The sequence below is a fragment of the Mucilaginibacter daejeonensis genome (assembly GCF_020783335.1).
Taxonomy (GTDB): Bacteria; Bacteroidota; Bacteroidia; order Sphingobacteriales; family Sphingobacteriaceae; genus Mucilaginibacter; species Mucilaginibacter daejeonensis.
The window spans coordinates 3576198-3594067 of sequence record NZ_CP086068.1 but is presented as its reverse complement, the minus strand read 5'-3'; the positions used below and the strand labels follow the sequence as shown (position 1 = coordinate 3594067).

General features: G+C 49.1%; 18 protein-coding genes. 9 read left to right on the top strand and 9 right to left on the bottom strand.

What is annotated here, in order from left to right:
- Window positions 1-7: 7 nt before the first annotated feature.
- From rfaE2 to sppA, 3 genes are all read right to left on the bottom strand, one after another.
- On the bottom strand, window positions 8-514 hold the full coding sequence (gene rfaE2 / locus LLH06_RS15305) for a D-glycero-beta-D-manno-heptose 1-phosphate adenylyltransferase (protein ID WP_228170161.1): 507 nt from the start codon (window positions 512-514) through the stop codon (window positions 8-10).
- Entirely contained in the window at window positions 511-2190 is a 1680-nt protein-coding gene (locus tag LLH06_RS15300; protein WP_228170160.1) for a DNA polymerase/3'-5' exonuclease PolX, read from the bottom strand. The genes rfaE2 and LLH06_RS15300 overlap by 4 nt, the downstream gene beginning before the upstream one ends.
- 124 nt (window positions 2191-2314) lie before the next feature.
- Window positions 2315-4087: a signal peptide peptidase SppA gene (sppA, locus tag LLH06_RS15295; protein ID WP_228170159.1), complete on the bottom strand. Its 1773-nt coding sequence runs from the start codon at window positions 4085-4087 to the stop codon at window positions 2315-2317.
- 86 nt (window positions 4088-4173) lie between these two features.
- Between sppA and folK the strand changes: the two genes are divergently transcribed.
- The gene (gene folK, locus LLH06_RS15290) at window positions 4174-4653 is read left to right on the top strand and encodes a 2-amino-4-hydroxy-6-hydroxymethyldihydropteridine diphosphokinase (protein ID WP_228170158.1); all 480 of its coding nucleotides are present in this window, start codon (window positions 4174-4176) and stop codon (window positions 4651-4653) included.
- Window positions 4654-4680: 27 nt separating this feature from the next.
- Window positions 4681-5049, top strand: coding sequence for an Hpt domain-containing protein (locus LLH06_RS15285; protein ID WP_228170157.1), 369 nt, complete (start codon window positions 4681-4683; stop codon window positions 5047-5049).
- Window positions 5050-5151: 102 nt separating this feature from the next.
- Here LLH06_RS15285 and purS read toward each other — a convergent pair whose 3' ends face one another.
- The 3 genes from purS to rho form a co-directional block, all read right to left on the bottom strand.
- Entirely contained in the window at window positions 5152-5403 is a 252-nt protein-coding gene (gene purS / locus LLH06_RS15280; protein WP_228170156.1) for a phosphoribosylformylglycinamidine synthase subunit PurS, read from the bottom strand.
- A gap of 1 nt (window position 5404) precedes the next feature.
- Window positions 5405-6118 carry a CDP-alcohol phosphatidyltransferase family protein gene (locus LLH06_RS15275; protein ID WP_228170155.1) on the bottom strand — a complete coding sequence of 238 codons (714 nt, stop codon included), beginning with the start codon at window positions 6116-6118 and terminating at the stop codon, window positions 5405-5407.
- A 159-nt stretch (window positions 6119-6277) separates the two neighbouring features.
- Entirely contained in the window at window positions 6278-7939 is a 1662-nt protein-coding gene (gene rho / locus LLH06_RS15270; RefSeq protein ID WP_449560086.1) for a transcription termination factor Rho, read from the bottom strand.
- Between the two features lie 342 nt (window positions 7940-8281).
- Here rho and pyrF point away from each other — a divergent pair, with 342 nt between their 5' ends.
- Window positions 8282-9112: an orotidine-5'-phosphate decarboxylase gene (pyrF, locus tag LLH06_RS15265; protein ID WP_228173302.1), complete on the top strand. Its 831-nt coding sequence runs from the start codon at window positions 8282-8284 to the stop codon at window positions 9110-9112.
- A 91-nt stretch (window positions 9113-9203) separates the two neighbouring features.
- On the opposite strand, the gene LLH06_RS15260 is transcribed toward pyrF, so the two are convergent.
- Window positions 9204-10097 (bottom strand): cation diffusion facilitator family transporter, encoded by an 894-nt coding sequence (locus LLH06_RS15260; RefSeq protein ID WP_228170153.1) that lies wholly within the window; start codon window positions 10095-10097, stop codon window positions 9204-9206.
- Window positions 10098-10252: 155 nt separating this feature from the next.
- Here LLH06_RS15260 and LLH06_RS15255 point away from each other — a divergent pair, with 155 nt between their 5' ends.
- Together LLH06_RS15255 and LLH06_RS15250 are read left to right on the top strand one after the other, a co-directional pair.
- Window positions 10253-10573, top strand: coding sequence for a hypothetical protein (locus tag LLH06_RS15255; protein WP_228170152.1), 321 nt, complete (start codon window positions 10253-10255; stop codon window positions 10571-10573).
- 77 nt (window positions 10574-10650) lie between these two features.
- Window positions 10651-12936 (top strand): TonB-dependent receptor, encoded by a 2286-nt coding sequence (locus LLH06_RS15250; RefSeq protein WP_228170151.1) that lies wholly within the window; start codon window positions 10651-10653, stop codon window positions 12934-12936.
- 58 nt (window positions 12937-12994) lie between these two features.
- Here LLH06_RS15250 and LLH06_RS15245 read toward each other — a convergent pair whose 3' ends face one another.
- Complete coding sequence (locus LLH06_RS15245) at window positions 12995-13543, bottom strand: PRC-barrel domain-containing protein (protein WP_228170150.1); 549 nt, start codon at window positions 13541-13543, stop codon at window positions 12995-12997.
- Window positions 13544-13598: 55 nt separating this feature from the next.
- On the bottom strand, window positions 13599-13727 hold the full coding sequence (locus LLH06_RS20720) for a hypothetical protein (protein ID WP_262909348.1): 129 nt from the start codon (window positions 13725-13727) through the stop codon (window positions 13599-13601).
- Between the two features lie 435 nt (window positions 13728-14162).
- On the opposite strand from LLH06_RS20720, the gene LLH06_RS15240 reads away from it, so the two are divergent.
- From LLH06_RS15240 to LLH06_RS15225, 4 genes are all read left to right on the top strand, one after another.
- Entirely contained in the window at window positions 14163-14372 is a 210-nt protein-coding gene (locus LLH06_RS15240; protein WP_228170149.1) for a hypothetical protein, read from the top strand.
- 115 nt (window positions 14373-14487) lie between these two features.
- On the top strand, window positions 14488-15129 hold the full coding sequence (locus LLH06_RS15235; RefSeq protein WP_228170148.1) for a DUF47 domain-containing protein: 642 nt from the start codon (window positions 14488-14490) through the stop codon (window positions 15127-15129).
- 100 nt (window positions 15130-15229) lie between these two features.
- Window positions 15230-16477 carry an ornithine--oxo-acid transaminase gene (rocD, locus tag LLH06_RS15230; protein ID WP_228170147.1) on the top strand — a complete coding sequence of 416 codons (1248 nt, stop codon included), beginning with the start codon at window positions 15230-15232 and terminating at the stop codon, window positions 16475-16477.
- A gap of 84 nt (window positions 16478-16561) precedes the next feature.
- Window positions 16562-17848 carry an esterase-like activity of phytase family protein gene (locus tag LLH06_RS15225; protein WP_228170146.1) on the top strand — a complete coding sequence of 429 codons (1287 nt, stop codon included), beginning with the start codon at window positions 16562-16564 and terminating at the stop codon, window positions 17846-17848.
- Window positions 17849-17870: the final 22 nt, after the last annotated feature.

Genomic DNA, 17870 nt, shown 5'->3' with positions numbered 1-17870 from the left:
CAGCGTGCTATTGACCTAATTGGTTGCGGATCTTTTGGATGATCGAGGTAGAAGAATACCCTTCTACAAAAGTGATGGTCTTGACCTCACCGCCATTGGCCAATACCTCTTTACCGCCAACTATATTCTCAATGGCATAATCAGCACCTTTTACCAAGATGTCGGGTAACAGGGCTTTGATCAGTTCAAGTGGGGTATCCTCCTCGAACGATACCACCGCATCCACAAAATACAGTGCAGCGAGCAGCATGGCCCGGCTGTCCTGACCATTTACCGGTCGGTCAGGGCCTTTGAGGCGTTTCACCGAACTGTCGGCATTGAGGCCAATGATAAGTTTATCGCCCATTTCGGCAGCTTTGGCCATGTAGGTGAGGTGCCCAATGTGCAACAGATCAAAAACGCCATTGGTAAACACCACCTTTTGACCGTTCTGTTGCCAGTCCTTCACCCGGCCTTGCAAGGTGGCCAGGTCGGTGATCTTGTGCAGGAGCTGTGCTTCTAAATTATCCCTCATTTGGCTGATCGTTTAGTGCGGCGCTCTGCCAGGTAAGCGGTGATCTGTTCTAATGATAACGCGTTCAGGCAATTGGTCTTGGTCACGCCGCCTTTACGGGCAGCCAGTATACCAAATTCCATGTCTTTGAAGCCTTCTACACGGTGCGCATCGGGATTAATGGATAGCAGTACGCCCTTCTCGATCGCATATTGATGCCAGCGCCAGTCCAAATCGAGCCTGAGCGGGTTGGCATTGATCTCGATCACAACGCCGTTGGCGGCGCAGGCATCGATCACTTTTTGGTGGTCTATCTCATACCCTTTACGGCTCAGCAATAAGCGGCCCGTAGGGTGACCTAATATAGTAGTATAAGGATTCTCTACCGCCTTGATGATACGGGCGGTAGCCTTATCCACATCCATTTTCAGGTTCGAATGCACCGAGGCTACCACGAGGTCAAAGCGTTCCAATATCTCGTCAGGATAATCGAGCGAGCCATCGTTCAGGATGTCAGACTCGATACCTTTAAATATATGGAAGCCGTCGAGTTCCTGGTTCAGTCGGTCTATCTCCTCATGTTGCTGCAACACGCGCTCAATGCTGAGGCCTTTGGCGTACACCGCGCTTTTGCTATGGTCACAAATACCCAGGTACTCCAGCTTCATCTCGTCGCGGCAGTACAGGGCCATTTCTTTCAGGGTGTTGATACCATCGCTCCAGGTACTGTGGTTGTGTATTGAACCCTTAAGGTCGTAAACATCGATCAGGTCGGGGAGGATGGCCTTGTTCATGAAGCTGTCACCTTCCCGCAATTCAGGTGGTATCCAAGGCAAGCTCGCTTTCTTGTAGATGAACTCCTCGCTGTCGGGCTGGTCAACGATATCATTCAACCGGGCCTGCACAGCTTTCACATGGTCATCGCTGCCAGTGGCTTTGAACAACTCGAGATAAAAGAAGCGTTTTTCGGTCACCTGAATATCTACCAGCAGCCCATTAGCGGTTTCGCCGTTGATATGGTCGCTGTTCACGGTGATATTTTGTAACAGGGCAGAGGTGCTCAGGTTATTCAGGCCCATCTCCGCATCTCGGGTCCCTAATACGATGTTCAGTTCAGATATCACATCGCAGCAGCGGCGATAATCGCCCGCAAATTCAAGCAACGCTCCGGGGAACATACCTTTAAGCAAGGTCATGAGCTCGTGTGCCTCGTGTTTGGCCTGTGCATAAAGGAACTTACCGTTGCTGGCCATCCTGAACTCCAGGGCGCGTTTGATCTCGTCCTGGGTCTTGATGCCAAAACCTTTGGCCTCTACCAGGCGGTTCTCGTTGCAGGCGTAATATAACTCGCCAGTGTTCTCGATACCTAACTGATTCCAAATGATGGCTACCTTTTTTGGACCTATGCCTTTGATGTGCAGCATCTCTACCACGCCATCAGGTGTGGCCTTGAGCAGGTCCTCCAGGTCGGCAATGGAGCCGGTATCCAGTAACTCTGTGATGTAGGCCGATATGCTTTTGCCGATCCCATCGATCTGGTTCATCTCCTCGATGCTTTTACCGGCAAGCTTAAAAGGCAGTTTATCCACCTTAAAGGCCGCATTGGCCACCGAACGGATCTTGAATGCGTTCTGCTCATGCAGTTCCATCAGTTGCGCTAAAAGCTTAAGCCGGCCGGCAATAGGTTTATTTTCCATACGAGGTGTGAGGCTGTAAAAATACAAAAGCCATTCTAATGAACAGCTTTTGGTCTTATTTTGTTGAAAATGGTTACTGCCTATGCAGCGGCTGATAACGCATCAGCATTGCTGGCAAGTAGCCTTATTTGATCTCGGCCACGAAAGGCAGGCGAGCCTGCGGTGTACGCATCATTTTTTGTAAACCTTTGATCTGCTGGAAGTAGCTGTAATTGTCACCCAGTTCCGCCTTCATGAAGTGCTCGCTTACGCGGCTCTCAATATCGGCACCAAATTTTTTGAACAGGCTTTTTTGCTCAGGGTAGCCCACCACTTTGTAATCTTTCAGCTTGGCTTTTTTGGCCGCACTGGCTATCGCATCATTGATGCTGCCTAAGCGGTCCACCAAACCGATCTTGATGGCTTGTTCGCCTGTCCATACACGGCCCTGGCCAATGCTGTTTATGTAAGCCTGGGTCTTGTTACGGCCTTGCGCAACGGCTTTTGTGAAGTCGTCGTAACCGCGGTTCACTTCATTTTGCAATATGGCGCGCTCCTCTGGGGTAAGCGGACGACTAACATCGCCCAGGTCGGCATATTTGCCGGTCTTTACACCATCAAAGGTGAGGCCCAGCTTATCGTTAAGCAGTTTTTGCATGTTAGGTAATATGGCGAAGATGCCGATGGAGCCGGTAATAGTATTTGGCTGAGCAAAGATAGAATCGGCCGCACAGGAGATGTAATAACCGCCTGATGCCGCGTAGTCACCCATAGATACGATCACCGGTTTCACTTTTTTCGTAAGGTATACCTCGCGCCAGATCACATCAGAAGCCAGCGAACTGCCGCCCGGAGAATTGACACGTAGAACAACAGCTTTCACCTTATCATCCAAACGCACTTTGCGTAAAGCCGCCGATATCTTGTCAGATCCTATCGAGTTGTCGTCGCCGTCGCCGCCGTTGATCTCGCCCGAGGCATAGATCATAGCGATCTGGTTGCTGTCGCTTTTGTCACCTTTGCTATCGCTATCACCCTTACTATCAGCGTAATCGGCCAGGTCGATGCTTTTCAGGTCCTTGTTCAGCTTAATGTTGGTGAGTTTCTTCAGCTCGTCCAGTACCTCATCTTTGTACTTCAGGCCGTCGATCATTTTATACTTCACGGCATCTTCCGGTGCTTGTATCTTCAATTCGTTGGCAATGTTATAAAGGCTATCCTTATCAAGCTTACGGCTTTTGGCTATATTGGTCAGGAATTGCTGGTAAAGTGAGCCCAGGTAAGCATTCACTTGCATGCGGTTGGCATCGCTCATTTTATTCAGGATGTACGGCTCAACGGCACTTTTATAGGTGCCTACCTTGATAACCTGTGCTTCGATGCCCAACTTATCAAGCGCACCTTTAAAAAAGGTGATCTCCTGGCTTAAGCCTTTAAAATCAAAGTAACCTTTGGGGTTAAGATATACCTTATCAGCAACGGAGGCCAGGTAGTAAAAGCCTTGAGTATAAACCTCCGAGTAGGCGATAACGAACTTTTTAGAACGTTTAAAGTCGATCAGTGCATTACGTATCTCTTCGGTAGTGGCCTGACCGCTCAGCATGTAGCCATCATTCAGGTAGATGCCTTTAATGTGGTCGTCGGTCTTGGCTTTTTTGATGCTGGCTAATATATCGTTCAGGCCTATACTTTTCTCCCTATTCAATCCAAGCACCGGTAGGTTGGCTAGGGGATCATTAGGCGTACGCTCGGTCACGGCGGTCTTGAAAGAGATGTTCAGTACCGAGTTGTCGTCCACGTTCACCTCCTTATCACTGCCGGCCGAGGCGATCAGTCCCAGTACCATGAACACCAGGATCACACTCATGACAATGATGCCTACCATGGTGGCCAGTACGAACTTGAAAAATTGTTTCATTAACTATTTTAAATATTTATCTATGCAAACTTAATGATCGGGTACAATATAAGCTTTAGAGCGTATAATCTATTATTTGTTACAACATGGTAAACGTTTATTTGCTGTTGGGCAGTAACCTGGGCGACCGCGCCGCATACCTGCAACAGGGCATTCAACACATCGAGAGCCGGGTAGGGCAGGTGGTCACCACGTCAGACGTTTATCGTACACAGAGCTGGGGCAATACCGATGCTCCCGACTATCTGAACCAGGTCATCCTGATACATACCGACAAGACCGCCCGACAAGTATTGAACGAGATATTAGCGATCGAATTGTTACTTGGACGAAAGCGTGAAGAAAAATGGGGTTCACGAACGCTGGATATCGATATCCTATTTTATGGCGATCAGGTGATCAATGAGCCAGACCTTATCGTACCGCACCCGCACTTGCATAACAGGCGCTTTACAATGGAGCCTTTAGCACAGATCGCGCCTGATCTTATACACCCAATACTTCAAAAGGACATAAGCCAATTAAAAAATGAGCTGACCGATACTTTGGAAGTAAAAAAAAATTAATTTTGATATAAACTATTATTAAACCTCATGGCAGAAGCCCTACCCAACCCAGACCTTGACCTTTCTTTTTTGTACGAGATCGCCGATGGAAGCGATGAGTTCATTGTTGAATCGATAGATATGTTCATGCAGCAGACCCCTCAGTTAGTTACTGAGATCAGCCAGGGCATTGCCGATAAGAACTGGCCTGTTGTAGGTGCTGCTGCTCATAAATTGAAACCTAACATGGGCTTTTTTGGAATGCTGACCTTGCAAAGCATGATGCAGGATATTGAGATGATGGCCAAAAGTGGTGCACCCGATGAAGGTGCCGTGGTTCAAAAGTTCGATACCGCCAAGGCACAGATCGAAGCCAACCTGGTAAAGCTACAGGAGATCAAAGCTGAAAAGCAATGATAAGTTTAGTATTTGATGAAAAAAGGGTGTCAGTCTTATCGGCTGACACCCTTTTTGTATGGGCTATATTCGTTTTAAAGAATATCTTGAAATGCGCTTGACTTAAGCAGGAGTTACCGTGAAGGTATAGCTCTCCATAATAAGATTAGCTAACAGGCTTTTACAGGCTTGCTCGGTCTTCGCGTTAGCTATTTCTTCATTCTCAGCCTCTATCTCTAAACTGATGTGTTTACCGATGCGTACGTTCTGTATCTCGGCAAGACCAAGATTCTTCATGCTGCCGGTAACAGCTTTACCTTGAGGATCCAAGATCTCTTTTTTGGGCATTACATCAATTTCGGCCTGGAATTTCATACTATTTAGCGAGTCTTATTTGAATAAATGATAGGGCGATATACATTATGATGACCGCCGGAATGGCCGCAAATTTAAAAAACAATATCAAAATAGCAGAGAACAGCAGCAATAAATAGCGGTAAAAATTTCGTTGGAGGTCCCTGTCCTTGAACTTTAACGACATGAGCGGCAACTCCATCACCAGCAGGGCGCACATGATCACCACAAAGAACGCCAGGAAAAAGGGGTTGAGGATAAAATCGTTGAAGAAGGTGTAATTGTCTTTCAAAATGAGTGGGAACGAGCCGATCAGTATGGCGTTGGCCGGAGTAGGTAAGCCAATAAAGCTATCGGTCTGCCGCTCATCATTGTTAAATTTAGCCAATCGTAAAGCCGAGAATACCGGTATCAGGAACGCGATGTAGTTAAGGTAGTTGCTCACATGCTCGATCTGCGGTGCCTGCAGGAACAACCGGTACATGATAAAGGCCGGAAGTACGCCAAAGCTTACTACATCGGCCAGGGAATCAAGATCTTTACCGATCAGTGAGAAGGAGCGTAGCACGCGTGAGGCCAGTCCGTCAAAAAAATCAAAGATGGCCGCCAGGAATATACAGTAGGATGCAAAGATCAGGTTGTCCTGAAAAGTAACACAAACGATGCCCACACAACCGCTGAACAGGTTAGCGCAGGTAATGGCGTTGGGCACATGCTTTTGAACGCGTTTCCTCATTTCAGGGGTTGAAGATAGCCAATAAATAGATATGGTGCATGAATAGCATAACCTTTTAAGCAGATCTTAACTTCAATTGTTTGCGCAGCAGGTGGGTATAAATAAGTAATGCCGAAACAAGTTCGGCATTACTTACAGTATCATTATCGTGTGACTCGCTTATGAGTTCATCGATACCAGGAATTCCTCGTTTGAGCGGGTACCACGGATCTGTGCTTGCAAGAACTCCATTGATTCCAATGAGTTCATGTCGGCCAGGTGGTTGCGCAGGATCCAGATGCGTTGCAAGGTGTCGCGATCCAATAATAGGTCGTCGCGACGGGTGCTTGAAGCAGTGATATCGATAGCCGGGAATATACGTTTGTTCGAGAGTTTGCGATCCAATTGTAACTCCATGTTACCGGTACCCTTGAACTCTTCGAATATCACCTCGTCCATTTTAGAGCCGGTCTCGGTCAGTGCGGTAGCGATAATGGTAAGCGAGCCGCCATCCTCAATGTTACGGGCCGCACCAAAAAAGCGCTTAGGCTTGTGCAGGGCGTTAGCATCCACACCACCCGATAAGATCTTACCTGAGGCAGGTGCAACGGTGTTATATGCACGGGCCAAACGGGTGATCGAGTCGAGCAGGATCACTACGTCATGACCGCACTCTACCATGCGTTTAGCTTTCTCTAAAACGATGTTAGCGATCTTGACGTGGCGCTCGGCCGGCTCATCAAAGGTTGATGATACCACCTCGGCGCGTACGCTGCGGGCCATATCGGTAACCTCCTCGGGGCGTTCATCGATCAGTAAGATGATCAGGTAAACCTCAGGGTGATTTTTGGCAATGGCGTTAGCCACGTCCTTTAATAACATGGTCTTACCTGTTTTAGGTTGGGCCACGATCAAACCACGTTGTCCTTTACCTATTGGCGAGAACAGGTCCATGATACGGGTAGAATAGTTACCGGCATCAGTGAACAGGTTCAAACGCTCAGACGGGAAAAGCGGGGTCAAGTGATCAAATGGCACACGATCACGAACCTCGGCAGGTATACGGCCATTAATGGCCTCTACACGTACCAGCGGGAAATATTTTTCACCCTCTTTTGGCGGGCGTATGCTACCACGAACGGTGTCGCCTGTTTTTAAGCCAAAAAGTTTGATCTGCGACTGTGATACATAGATATCATCGGGCGAGGTCAGGTAATTATAGTCAGAAGAACGCAGGAAGCCGTAACCATCAGGCATGATCTCGAGCACGCCTTCGTTAACGATCACGTTATCAAAGTCAAGGTTGATCTCTTCTTTTTTAGCGTTCTGGTCGTTCTTTTCGCGGTTCTGCTTCGGCTGATTATTGTTGTTGTTATTGTTGTCGCGGTCGTTCTGTCTGCGCTCAAATTTTTGAGGACGTGCAACAGGCGCGGCAGGAGTAGTGTTCTCAGTGAGGGCGGCAGGTGCAATAGGCGCGGCTTGCTCACTCAAGGCCTCTACAGCCTCTACATCATTTGGTGTACCGGCTTGTGCGGTCTCGGCCTGTACCACAGGCTCCGGAGCTGCAAAAAGGTCGGCGCCGACCTCCTCTGCGGTCGGGGCAGGGGCCGGTGCGGCGGTCTTGCCTTTAACGGTACGTGTTCTTTTGCGTGGTTTATCTTCGGCTGCGGGTGCTTCGGCAGGAGTTTCGGCAGTGGCAGCTTCTGCGCCACCGTAATTACTATCTAAGGTAGATCGTTGGGCGCGGGCCGCATCGATCATTTTTTCTTGTTCAACAATGCGGGTAATGAGTTGGGCCTTACGCAGCTCGTCTGCTTCGGCAATGCCCAGTTCTTTAGCCATTTGACGTAATTCAGACACTAATTTGTCATTCAATTCAAGTGTATCAGGCATGCTATGAATTATAATTCAATATGGGATTCTGTAAGAAATGTATAAGAAAATCGCTCTTGCGGCTGTAACGTACCTTCGGAAAAATACTCTATCAAATAATGGTATGCAACGTGGGATTTTTTACAACTTTTCTTTAGCGCAAGAAAAATCTGTGTTGGAAACGCTGCAATAGTAACCATTTATTTCAAGATCCGCAATTATTTTAAAAAATACTTGCAATTGGCTAACACTCCCAATGATTTTTAGTTTTTTTGATCTCAAAAAAAGTCATATATATAATTTATAAGTATGCTGTCACGACAGGACCTCATTGATCAGATCAAGCAAAAAAGAACGTTTTTATGTGTTGGTCTGGATACCGACTTGGATAAGATACCCGCCTTTTTGCACGATCATGAAGACCCTATATTCGAATTCAATAAGCGTATCATTGACGCCACTCGTGACCTTTGTGTGGCCTACAAACCTAACGCCGCATTTTATGAAACTTATGGCGTAAAAGGCCTCCAGGCGCTCACCCGTACTTACGAATATTTACCTAAAGACTGCCTGAGCATCATTGACGCCAAGCGTGGCGATATAGGCAACACCAGCGATCGTTATGCCCGTGCCTTTTTTGATGAGCAAAGCGGAGGGATGGGCTTCGATGCGATCACCATCACCCCTTATATGGGCCACGATAGTGTGACGCCTTACCTGGCATATGACGGTAAATGGGTGATCATCCTGGCGCTAACTTCATCAATAGGTAGCCTGGATCTGCAATACCTGCAAACCAATAAAGGCTTTTTATACGAGGCCGTGATCAAAAAAATGAATACTTTGGCCGGTGCCGACCGCATTATGTACGTGGTTGGTGCTACCAAAAGCACCGAATTTGAGAACATACGCCGTTACGCGCCCGATAACTTTTTGCTGGTTCCCGGCGTAGGCGCCCAGGGCGGAAGCCTGGAGGACGTATGCCGCTATGGTATGACCAAAGATTGCGGTTTGTTAGTGAACGCATCCCGCTCGATCATCTATGCCTCCAACGGCGAGGATTTTGCGGAAGCCGCCCGCGCCGAAGCCTTAAAGCTCCAACAGCAAATGGCCGAGGAACTGGAGAAGGCGGGGATCATTTGATGTGCGGATGATGAATGTGCGGATGTGCTGAACACCGGTCCCGATTCCTGCATATGCACATATTCGCATCCGCACATCTGCACATTTCACCTCAACTCGCCGGCTCTATATACAGTTGCTTATAATGCGGATAGCGTTGCCTGATGCTATCGCGTATCTCGTTAATGCTCTTAACGATGGAGGAGGCGTTGGTCTGCTTAAGGTCGATGCGCAATAAGAGGATCACTTCTTCGGGGGCAAGGTACATCGATTGTTGATGGATGATGCGTTCTACCGCCGGGTGGCTTTTTGCTATCGCTAAAACCTCTTCCATTTCGGCTTGGTCAACCGTTTCGCCCATGAGCAGGCTGCGGCTCTCCCGTACCAATATGATAGCTACGGCGGTTAACAGCAAGCCGATCAATACCGATGCTATGCCATCTATATAGTGGTTGCCGGTCAATTGGCCGATCAGGATACCGCTAAAGGCGATCAGTATACCTATCACGTCGGCCGCATCCTCGAACAGCACCACAAAGGTAGATGGGTCTTTACTCTGCCGTACCGCCTTCCAAAATGGAGTTTCGCCACGCTGCCGCTTGAACTCCTTCATGGCGGTTATGAATGATATGCCATCAAATATGAACGCTATGCCTAACACGGCGTAATTCCAGATAGGGTTGGTCACTTCCTGTGGGTTGATCAGGTGCTCGATACCTTCATATATCGAAAAGCCGCCGCCCAGCGCAAAGAATAGCAACGACACCACGAACGACCAGAAATAAAGCTCCTTGCCATAACCGAAGGGGCGTTGCTCATCGGCAGGGCGTTGACTTTTGCTGATCCCTAAAAGCAATAACACCTCGTTGCTGGTATCCACCAGTGAGTGTATCCCCTCAGATACCATGGCCGAGCTGCCGGTGAATATGGCCGCTGTCAATTTGGTGGCTGCAATGAGCAGATTTGCAGCAAGTGCGGTATATATCGGGGTCTTGGATGCGGCCATACAGCCTTAACAGGGTAACGCCTGATGGGTTTGGATGGCTTTGCAAGAAAGACCTTAGCAATAGCGACGATGAAGCCCTGAATTTGTAATAAAACAGTTATGATGAGAATTAATTGCGAAAAAGCCGGTCGGAGCGATATATTTGCAACAAAGTTGTGAATAAAAAGAGTGCAAAGTTATGGGTGTCGATGATGCTCCTGTTCACGTTCGTGGCGGGGCAGCTCATCCTGTTCGCACATACGCACAAGTTTGACACACGCACTGCCAAGCACTTTGCCCAAAAGGACCGCTCTCGTTTAAGCGACGATGATTGCCCCGTTTGTGCGCAGCATGGCAACTTTCAGCTATTACTCCCACAGAACGACGTTTTCCAGTTCTGGACACTTACCAGCTCATACCGGCCGGTAGCGCATGCTGTACAATATCAGAGTATCCAGCTGCTGCTATCAGGTAACAGAGGTCCACCGACAGTTTGATGTGCTGACCATAACAGCTGCCCTGGCGTAGCTGTGTATTTCTGTTTTCAATCATCTGTTAAGTATTTTCTATTACCATGAGATCAAAATTCTTAGGCAGCTTATTGCTGCTGTTATTACCTGTATATATATATGCCGCGGGTTTAGCCGCATTTACCGGAAAAGTTACCGATGCCAAGACCAATGACCCGATCGTTGGCGCTACCGTTACCATTCCACAATTAAAGATCAGTACCAGCACCGACGCCAATGGTCAGTTCAGCTTTAGTACCTTACCAGCCCGTGGCCGCTACGTGGTTGAGGTACGTTATTTAGGTTACCAGACCTTAGCCCGCACGGTCGATCTTTCGTCGCCAACGGCTTTGAACTTGGCCCTTACACCAAGCATGATCGAAACGCGGGAGGTGGTGGTCACCGGCACGCTGATCACATCGACCAGCAAGAACAACAGTACATCGGCCACGGTGGTGGATAAAGAAGACCTGCAAGGTCCTTACACCAACCTGATCGATGCCTTGGCCAAACAAGTGCCTGGTGTAAGCCAGATCACTACCGGCCCGGGTATATCCAAACCGGTGATCCGCGGTTTAGGCTACAACCGCGTAGTGACCATCAGCGATGGTGTTAAACAACAAGGCCAGCAATGGGGCGATGAGCACGGTATCGAGTTGGATCAGTACCAGGCCGATAAAGTGGAGGTATTGCGTGGTGCAGCTTCTTTACAATACGGATCGGACGCGATCGGCGGTGTGATCAACCTAGTTGAGCCCTTGGCTCCAGCACCAGGCCTGATCAAAGGTGAGGTGTTGAGCAACTATTCCACCAACAACGGCCTGACCGGTTCGTCATTGATGTTGACCGGTAACGAAAATGGCTTTGTATGGCGTGGAAGAGGCTCTTACCAGAATGCCTATTCATTCAAGACCCCAGCCGGTTATTTCCCTAATAGTGGTTATAACAATACTAACCTAAGCGGTATGGTAGGCCTGAATAAAAGCTGGGGCTACTCACATCTGAACTTTTCTTATTACAAGAACAACATCGGTTTCTTCGACCCTGAGTCGGTAGATGACCTGTATACCACCGAGCGCTCACGTACGCTGGATTTCCCTCGTCAGGACATTCGTCATTATAAGATCGCACTGAACAATAACTTTGTGATTGGCGAAGGTTCCCTGAAAGTTGATCTGGGATATCAAAAGAACCAGCGCCGCGAGCTGGAAGATGGCCCTGATCCATCACTGTTCTTCGACCTTAATACCTACTCATTAGACACCAAATATTCATTACCTGCTAAGAATGGATGGGAACCGGTGATCGGTTTGAGTGGTAGCATTGGCAATAGTTTGAACAAGGCCGAAGAGAAGCTGATCCCTGAATATACCGCCTATGCGGCCGGTGTGTTCGGTTTCGTGAAGAAGACCTACGGACAAAATACCGTGAGCGCCGGTTTGCGTTACGACTATATCAAGAACAACGGTAAACAACTGACCGAAGATGGTGAGCAAAAGTTCACCGGCTTCAAGAACACTTTTAACAGTGTGAGCGGTGCCTTGGGATACACCCACATCTTTAATGATAACCTGAACTTCAAAGCCAATGCAGGTACGGCTTTCCGTGCACCTAACCCGGCCGAATTAGGCTCAAATGGTGTTCACGAAGGTACTTTCAGGTATGAGGTAGGTAATGGTAACCTGAGCCCTGAGCGCAGCTACCAGGCCGATGCTACTTTAGAGTTCGGTTCGGGTATCGTGACCGGTAGTGTTGGTGTGTATGAGAACTATGTGCACAACTTCATTTATGCATCGACCAATGGCGAATCGGTAAATATACCTGACGAACCGCTGGTAGATTACCCGGTATACCGCTACGGACAGGTGAACGCCAATTTATACGGTGCTGAAGCAGCCCTGACCCTGCACCCGGTATCTTTCATCCACTTCGAGAATACCTTTAACTATACTCATGCGCAGAACCGCTCGTTCGATCGTCCGCTGCCATTTACACCTGCCGGTGCGGTGCACAACACCCTGCGTTTTGAGCCAAAGGTAAAAGGACTGAACTCTTTATACTTCTACGTAGGTTTGGATAATTACTTCAAGCAGACCCGTGTAGATGCCACCTTTGAAACACCCACCGATTCATATACCTTGTTGAATGCAGGTATCGGTACCACGATCAAATTAGGTTCGCAGCCGCTTAAGATCTACGTGTCGGGCGCTAACCTGACCAACAAACGTTACTATGATGCACTGAGCCGCCTGAAACCAGGCCGCATCAGCCAGGAGAACCTTGACCTGGGCGTATTTAATCCGGGCCGTAACATCACGTTCGGTTTCTTTTTACCGTTCAATATCCGGTAATAAGTATTGAATGACCATAAAAAAGGCGGGCCGATTATTCGGCCCGCCTTTTTTGTTATTAAAAGATGTCGCGGTTATCCTCATCAGCCGTACCTTTTTCGGGCAACAACTTTTCCGGGTTGGTCTCTTGCTTGCGGCGGTTGTAAATGCGGTTCTGGTTGAACTGCTCGTGCTCGTAAAAGTCTTCGGTGGGGGTGGCGGTAACAGCGCCCATGCCCATGCCGGCGGCGCCAAGGCTCGAGAAAACATTGCGGATGTGTCCCTCGTGCTCAGCGGTCACACTGCCTTTGGTATATGCGGGTAGCGTTTCCAGGTGTGATACCTCAACCTGTGGCACCACCACAAAATCATGGTCGGCATGCAATTCTACCACACCGATCGGGATCAGGATCTTGCGTGCTTCCAATTTGAGGTCGTTGGCGTCGGTATCAACGATAATGTAGCGCACTTTACGGGTATGCGGGTCGAAAAGGAGTTCTTCTATATCGCCGATCACCTCGTTCTTGTCGTTCTTAACGTCCCAGCCTTTAATGTTAGGCTGTCCGTCGGTCATCTCATAATCGCTGCCGCTTAGCTCTTCAAGGCGGCTGTATACGGTATCGTCCATAGGTATGTCAGTGGGCCAGGATATGGCTTTAGTGAATAGTTAATGTTATTAATGCTTAGGCACCAATGGCCACATTACCGCAGCCACGCATAAAAAATATCAGTATGGCCAGGGTAAGCACCAGTAATATGATCCATAACCACCAGGGTGTTCTTCTTTTAGGTTGTACGCTTAGGTCGGCCATAATTTTTCGGTTGATGTATATTAATAGTCAGTTAACCAATATCAATGCTCCCTGGTTTTGTCGGGCACTTAAAATCTGATCAGGTCTCTGATAATTATGAGATCCGCAAAAAACTGAAGTTTCACCACTTTTAGGAGTAATGCGCACTGCTCGATACACGATCGCAGTGTTACATATAGGGTCAAAAGTGTTACATCAGGTGTTACATTTCGGTATTTTGTATGCTTTTTCTGGAAAAAGTTGGGTTTTTGCGAAATTCGTAATGCTGGAAAGTGGGGAAATTTGGGGAATTCTGTTACATTGATGTAACACGATTCGGTACACTAAGTCTTCATAAAGAACCACTGTTCGGTAGCTTGGAACGCTGGCTTGCGCTTGCCTTTGCAAACAATTATGGCCGTTGGTACTTTGGTATCAAAAACAACCTTTACTGATATGAGAACAGCAGGTATCGTATTTATCGTGATCGGAGCCATCATGCTCATCTGGACCGGATTCACCTACACTAAAAAAGAAAAGATCATTGATGCAGGACCGATCGAGGTATCTGCCGATAAGGAAAAGACCGTATCATGGCCCCCATATGCCGGTGGCATACTGCTGATCGGTGGTATAGCATTGGTAGCGCTTGACAAAAAACGGTAAAGATCTGCCGGGCTCAGGCCTGATCACTGCGCGGAACGGATGCTTACAAAATGGTAAAGCAGGGTATACGCAGGCTTAACAAGGTGCACATACTTTTGGTGCATACACCATTTCAATGTCTGGCCTGTTAAGCTTTTTCGTTCCGCGCAATCAAATTTTTTATGACCTTTTCGGCCGGTCGGCCACCAACAACGTGCAAATGAGCCAGTTGCTGTACAAGGCCGTTTGCAGCGATTCGCCGCACGACGAAAAGATGCACTTTAACCAGATCAGCAGGTTAAAAACGGTAGGGAACGACATTAAGCACCAGGTGTACCTGCGCTCGTCGCGTGCGCTTATCTCGCCGTTCGAGCGTAACGATATGTATGCGCTGGCATCAGCCATGAACCAGGTTTGCGATAGCATGAACGTGGCCGCCAGGCGCATCAGCCTGTACAAGCTCGACTTTGTGGAACCGGCCATCCGTGAGATAGCGGGCATCCTGATAGAGGCCAGTATCGAGCTTGACCACTGCATACAGGCACTGCGTGATCTGCATAACGCGCCGGTGATGGCCGGCCATTGCAGCAAGGTGAAGCAGTTAGAAAATTACGCCGATAAGGTGTATGACAAGGCCATGTCGGCCATCGTACATACCGAGACCAACTCCATCGAACTCATCAAATATACCGAGATACTGGCCGCACTGGAAGATGCGACAGACAAGTGCGAAGATGCGACCGACATCATCGAAAGCATCATTGTCAAGAACACCTAAAATATACGGCGAAGGTACCCCTCAGCGTTGATGATAAAAGGGCCGGTCACTATTCACTAAAAAGGTATATTGCGGCCACAATTTCAACACTCTAAGGCGTATGACGACCAATATCACCACCGATCCGCAGCATTATATCGATACCGAAGAACGCTTTGGCGCTCATAACTATCATCCGCTGCCTGTGGTGCTGAGCCGTGGTTCAGGCGTGCACGTGTGGGACGTGGAAGGCAAGCAGTACTTCGACTTCCTGTCGGCCTATAGTGCCGTTAATCAGGGTCATTGCCATCCGCACATCATTGGTGCCCTCACGCAGCAGGCCGCGCAACTTACCCTTACATCGCGTGCTTTTTATAACGATAAGCTGGGCAGCGTTGAAGAATTCGTTTGCCGCCTGTTCAATTATGATAAGGCCCTGTTCATGAACTCGGGTGCCGAAGCCGTGGAGACCGCCATCAAGCTGGCCCGTAAATGGGCCTACTTGCGCAAGGGTGTTCAGGAAGGCAAGGCCAGGATACTGACGGCCTCGGGCAACTTCCATGGCCGTACCACAGGCATTATCTCATTTTCTGACAGTGCCGAATCGCGCGAGGGTTTTGGGCCTTACCTGCCGGGCTTCAGCATCATCCCGTATAACGATGTAGATGCGCTTGAACAAGCCCTGAAGGCTGACCCTGATATTTGTGCCTTTTTGGTAGAACCCATTCAGGGAGAGGCCGGCGTGATCGTACCGGATGAGGGCTACCTGGCCGCGGTACATGCCCTTTGTAAACAATATAACGTGTTACTCCTGGCCGATGAGATACAGACCGGCATTGGCCGTACCGGCAAGCTGCTGGCCAGTTATTATGATGAGGTACAGGCTGATGTGCTGATCGTTGGTAAGGCCCTGGCCGGTGGCGTGTTACCAGTATCGGCCGTGCTGGCTAATAATGATATCATGCTGTGTATACAGCCCGGTGAGCATGGGTCCACCTTTGGAGGCAACCCGCTGGCCGCCGTGGTGAGCATTGCCGCAATGGAAGTGATCCAGCAAGAAGAACTTCCGGCCAATGCCAATGCACAGGGCATGGTGTTTCGCGGGCGTATGTACCAATTGCAGGAGCGGTACCCCAACATTATTACCGCTGTTAGGGGCCGTGGACTGCTTAATGCCATCGATATAGCCACTGACCTGACCTTTACCGCCTGGGATGTATGTATGGCGCTGTCGCGTAACGGACTGCTGGCTAAACCTACTCATGGCCATACGGTCCGCTTTTCGCCACCGCTGGTGATCACGGCCGAGCAAATGACCGAATGCTGCGACATCATTGAGCAAACGATCAGCTACTTGGCCGATCAGTAAGCGCAGCTGAGCCAACACTTGTTCATAAGTTAATGGTGTGTTCATATTGCCGCACTTGTTTTGCGGATCGAACACTAAACAACAATGAACAGATCACTTTTGGCTACACTGGCACTGGCTGCCGTATGCTTTGCATCCTGCAAAAAGCACCACAACGACAATTTTACTTACCCTGATATGGCCGAGGCGTCAGATCCGGCTTTGTTGTACACCACCGCGCAGGGCGTGAAGGTATACAACGGCGGATTCGGATCATCCCTGGCGGCTGATCCCACCGAGGCCGATGTATTTTACCTGCTTACCGATCGTGGCCCCAATGTGGCGGGCACTGCCGCCAACTCGATCATTATCGGCCGTCCTGATTTTTGCCCGCAGATCGGCAAGTTCAGGTTAAAGGATGGCAAGTTGGTATTGGAGCAGACCATCGAACTGAAGAACGCTAATGGCGGCAAATTGAACGGACTGCCTAACCCGGCCGGTATGGGCGCCTCGGGCGAGACCGCCTATGACTTGAATGGCCAGGTGATCGCCCCAAGCGCCGATGGTATCGACTCGGAAGGGATGGTACGCATGGCCGATGGCTCATTCTGGATCAGTGACGAGTACGGCCCGCACATCGTGCATTTTGATGCTACTGGCAAAACTATCGAACGTATCAACCCATTTGGTACCGGTACTGGCGGCCGCAAGATACCGGCCGTGTTCATGACCCGCCGTGCCAACCGTGGCATGGAAGGCTTGGCCATCACACCCGATGGTAAAACTTTGGTGGGGATGATGCAATCGCCCATGTACAATCCATCGAAAAACGCGGTGGCTAACTCGACGGTGTTGAGCATCGTGACCTTTGATATCGCTTCGGGCGCTACCAAACAGTACGCTTATCTGATGGACAACAAATCGTTGACCGGCGTGAGCGAGATCATTGCCGTTAACGCCACCACCTTTTTGACCCTTGAGCGCGATGGTCTTTACGGCGGTGCATCTACCAGCCCGGCCACCTTTAAAAAGGTATTCAAGATCGATATCAGTAACGCTACCGATATATCTGATGCCTCCAACGGTGCCAACGGCAAACTGTACGGTGGTAAAACGGTGGAAGAGCTGAACGATAACGCCGGCCTTACCGCAGCAGGCATTAACGCCGTCACCAAAACTCAGGTGCTTGATTTGCTGAAGGACCTGCCCACCGTTTACCCGCATGATAAGGCCGAAGGCCTGGCTTTGCTGCCCGGCAATATACTGGCCATCTCCAACGATGATGATTTTAGCGTGGTGGACAATGGCTCCAACACCTTTGCGCCCAAGATCCTACCGGCAACCAACTCGTTGGACCGTAACCGTATCTATTTTGTAAAGATCAGGTTGTAAAGGCTTATTGCCATCTACCTAT

Bases quoted from the DNA above. Each gene is read 5' to 3' on its own strand.
- rfaE2 (WP_228170161.1), bottom strand. From the start codon at position 514: ATGAGGGATAATTTAGAAGCACAGCTCCTGCACAAGATCACCGACCTG.
- LLH06_RS15300 (WP_228170160.1), bottom strand. From the start codon at position 2,190: ATGGAAAATAAACCTATTGCCGGCCGGCTTAAGCTTTTAGCGCAACTG.
- sppA (WP_228170159.1), bottom strand. From the start codon at position 4,087: ATGAAACAATTTTTCAAGTTCGTACTGGCCACCATGGTAGGCATCATT.
- folK (WP_228170158.1), top strand. From the start codon at position 4,174: ATGGTAAACGTTTATTTGCTGTTGGGCAGTAACCTGGGCGACCGCGCC.
- LLH06_RS15285 (WP_228170157.1), top strand. From the start codon at position 4,681: ATGGCAGAAGCCCTACCCAACCCAGACCTTGACCTTTCTTTTTTGTAC.
- purS (WP_228170156.1), bottom strand. From the start codon at position 5,403: ATGAAATTCCAGGCCGAAATTGATGTAATGCCCAAAAAAGAGATCTTG.
- LLH06_RS15275 (WP_228170155.1), bottom strand. From the start codon at position 6,118: ATGAGGAAACGCGTTCAAAAGCATGTGCCCAACGCCATTACCTGCGCT.
- rho (WP_449560086.1), bottom strand. From the start codon at position 7,939: ATGGCTAAAGAACTGGGCATTGCCGAAGCAGACGAGCTGCGTAAGGCC.
- LLH06_RS15260 (WP_228170153.1), bottom strand. From the start codon at position 10,097: ATGGCCGCATCCAAGACCCCGATATATACCGCACTTGCTGCAAATCTG.
- LLH06_RS15250 (WP_228170151.1), top strand. From the start codon at position 10,651: ATGAGATCAAAATTCTTAGGCAGCTTATTGCTGCTGTTATTACCTGTA.
- LLH06_RS15245 (WP_228170150.1), bottom strand. From the start codon at position 13,543: ATGGACGATACCGTATACAGCCGCCTTGAAGAGCTAAGCGGCAGCGAT.
- LLH06_RS20720 (WP_262909348.1), bottom strand. From the start codon at position 13,727: ATGGCCGACCTAAGCGTACAACCTAAAAGAAGAACACCCTGGTGGTTA.
- LLH06_RS15240 (WP_228170149.1), top strand. From the start codon at position 14,163: ATGAGAACAGCAGGTATCGTATTTATCGTGATCGGAGCCATCATGCTC.
- LLH06_RS15235 (WP_228170148.1), top strand. From the start codon at position 14,488: ATGTCTGGCCTGTTAAGCTTTTTCGTTCCGCGCAATCAAATTTTTTAT.
- rocD (WP_228170147.1), top strand. From the start codon at position 15,230: ATGACGACCAATATCACCACCGATCCGCAGCATTATATCGATACCGAA.
- LLH06_RS15225 (WP_228170146.1), top strand. From the start codon at position 16,562: ATGAACAGATCACTTTTGGCTACACTGGCACTGGCTGCCGTATGCTTT.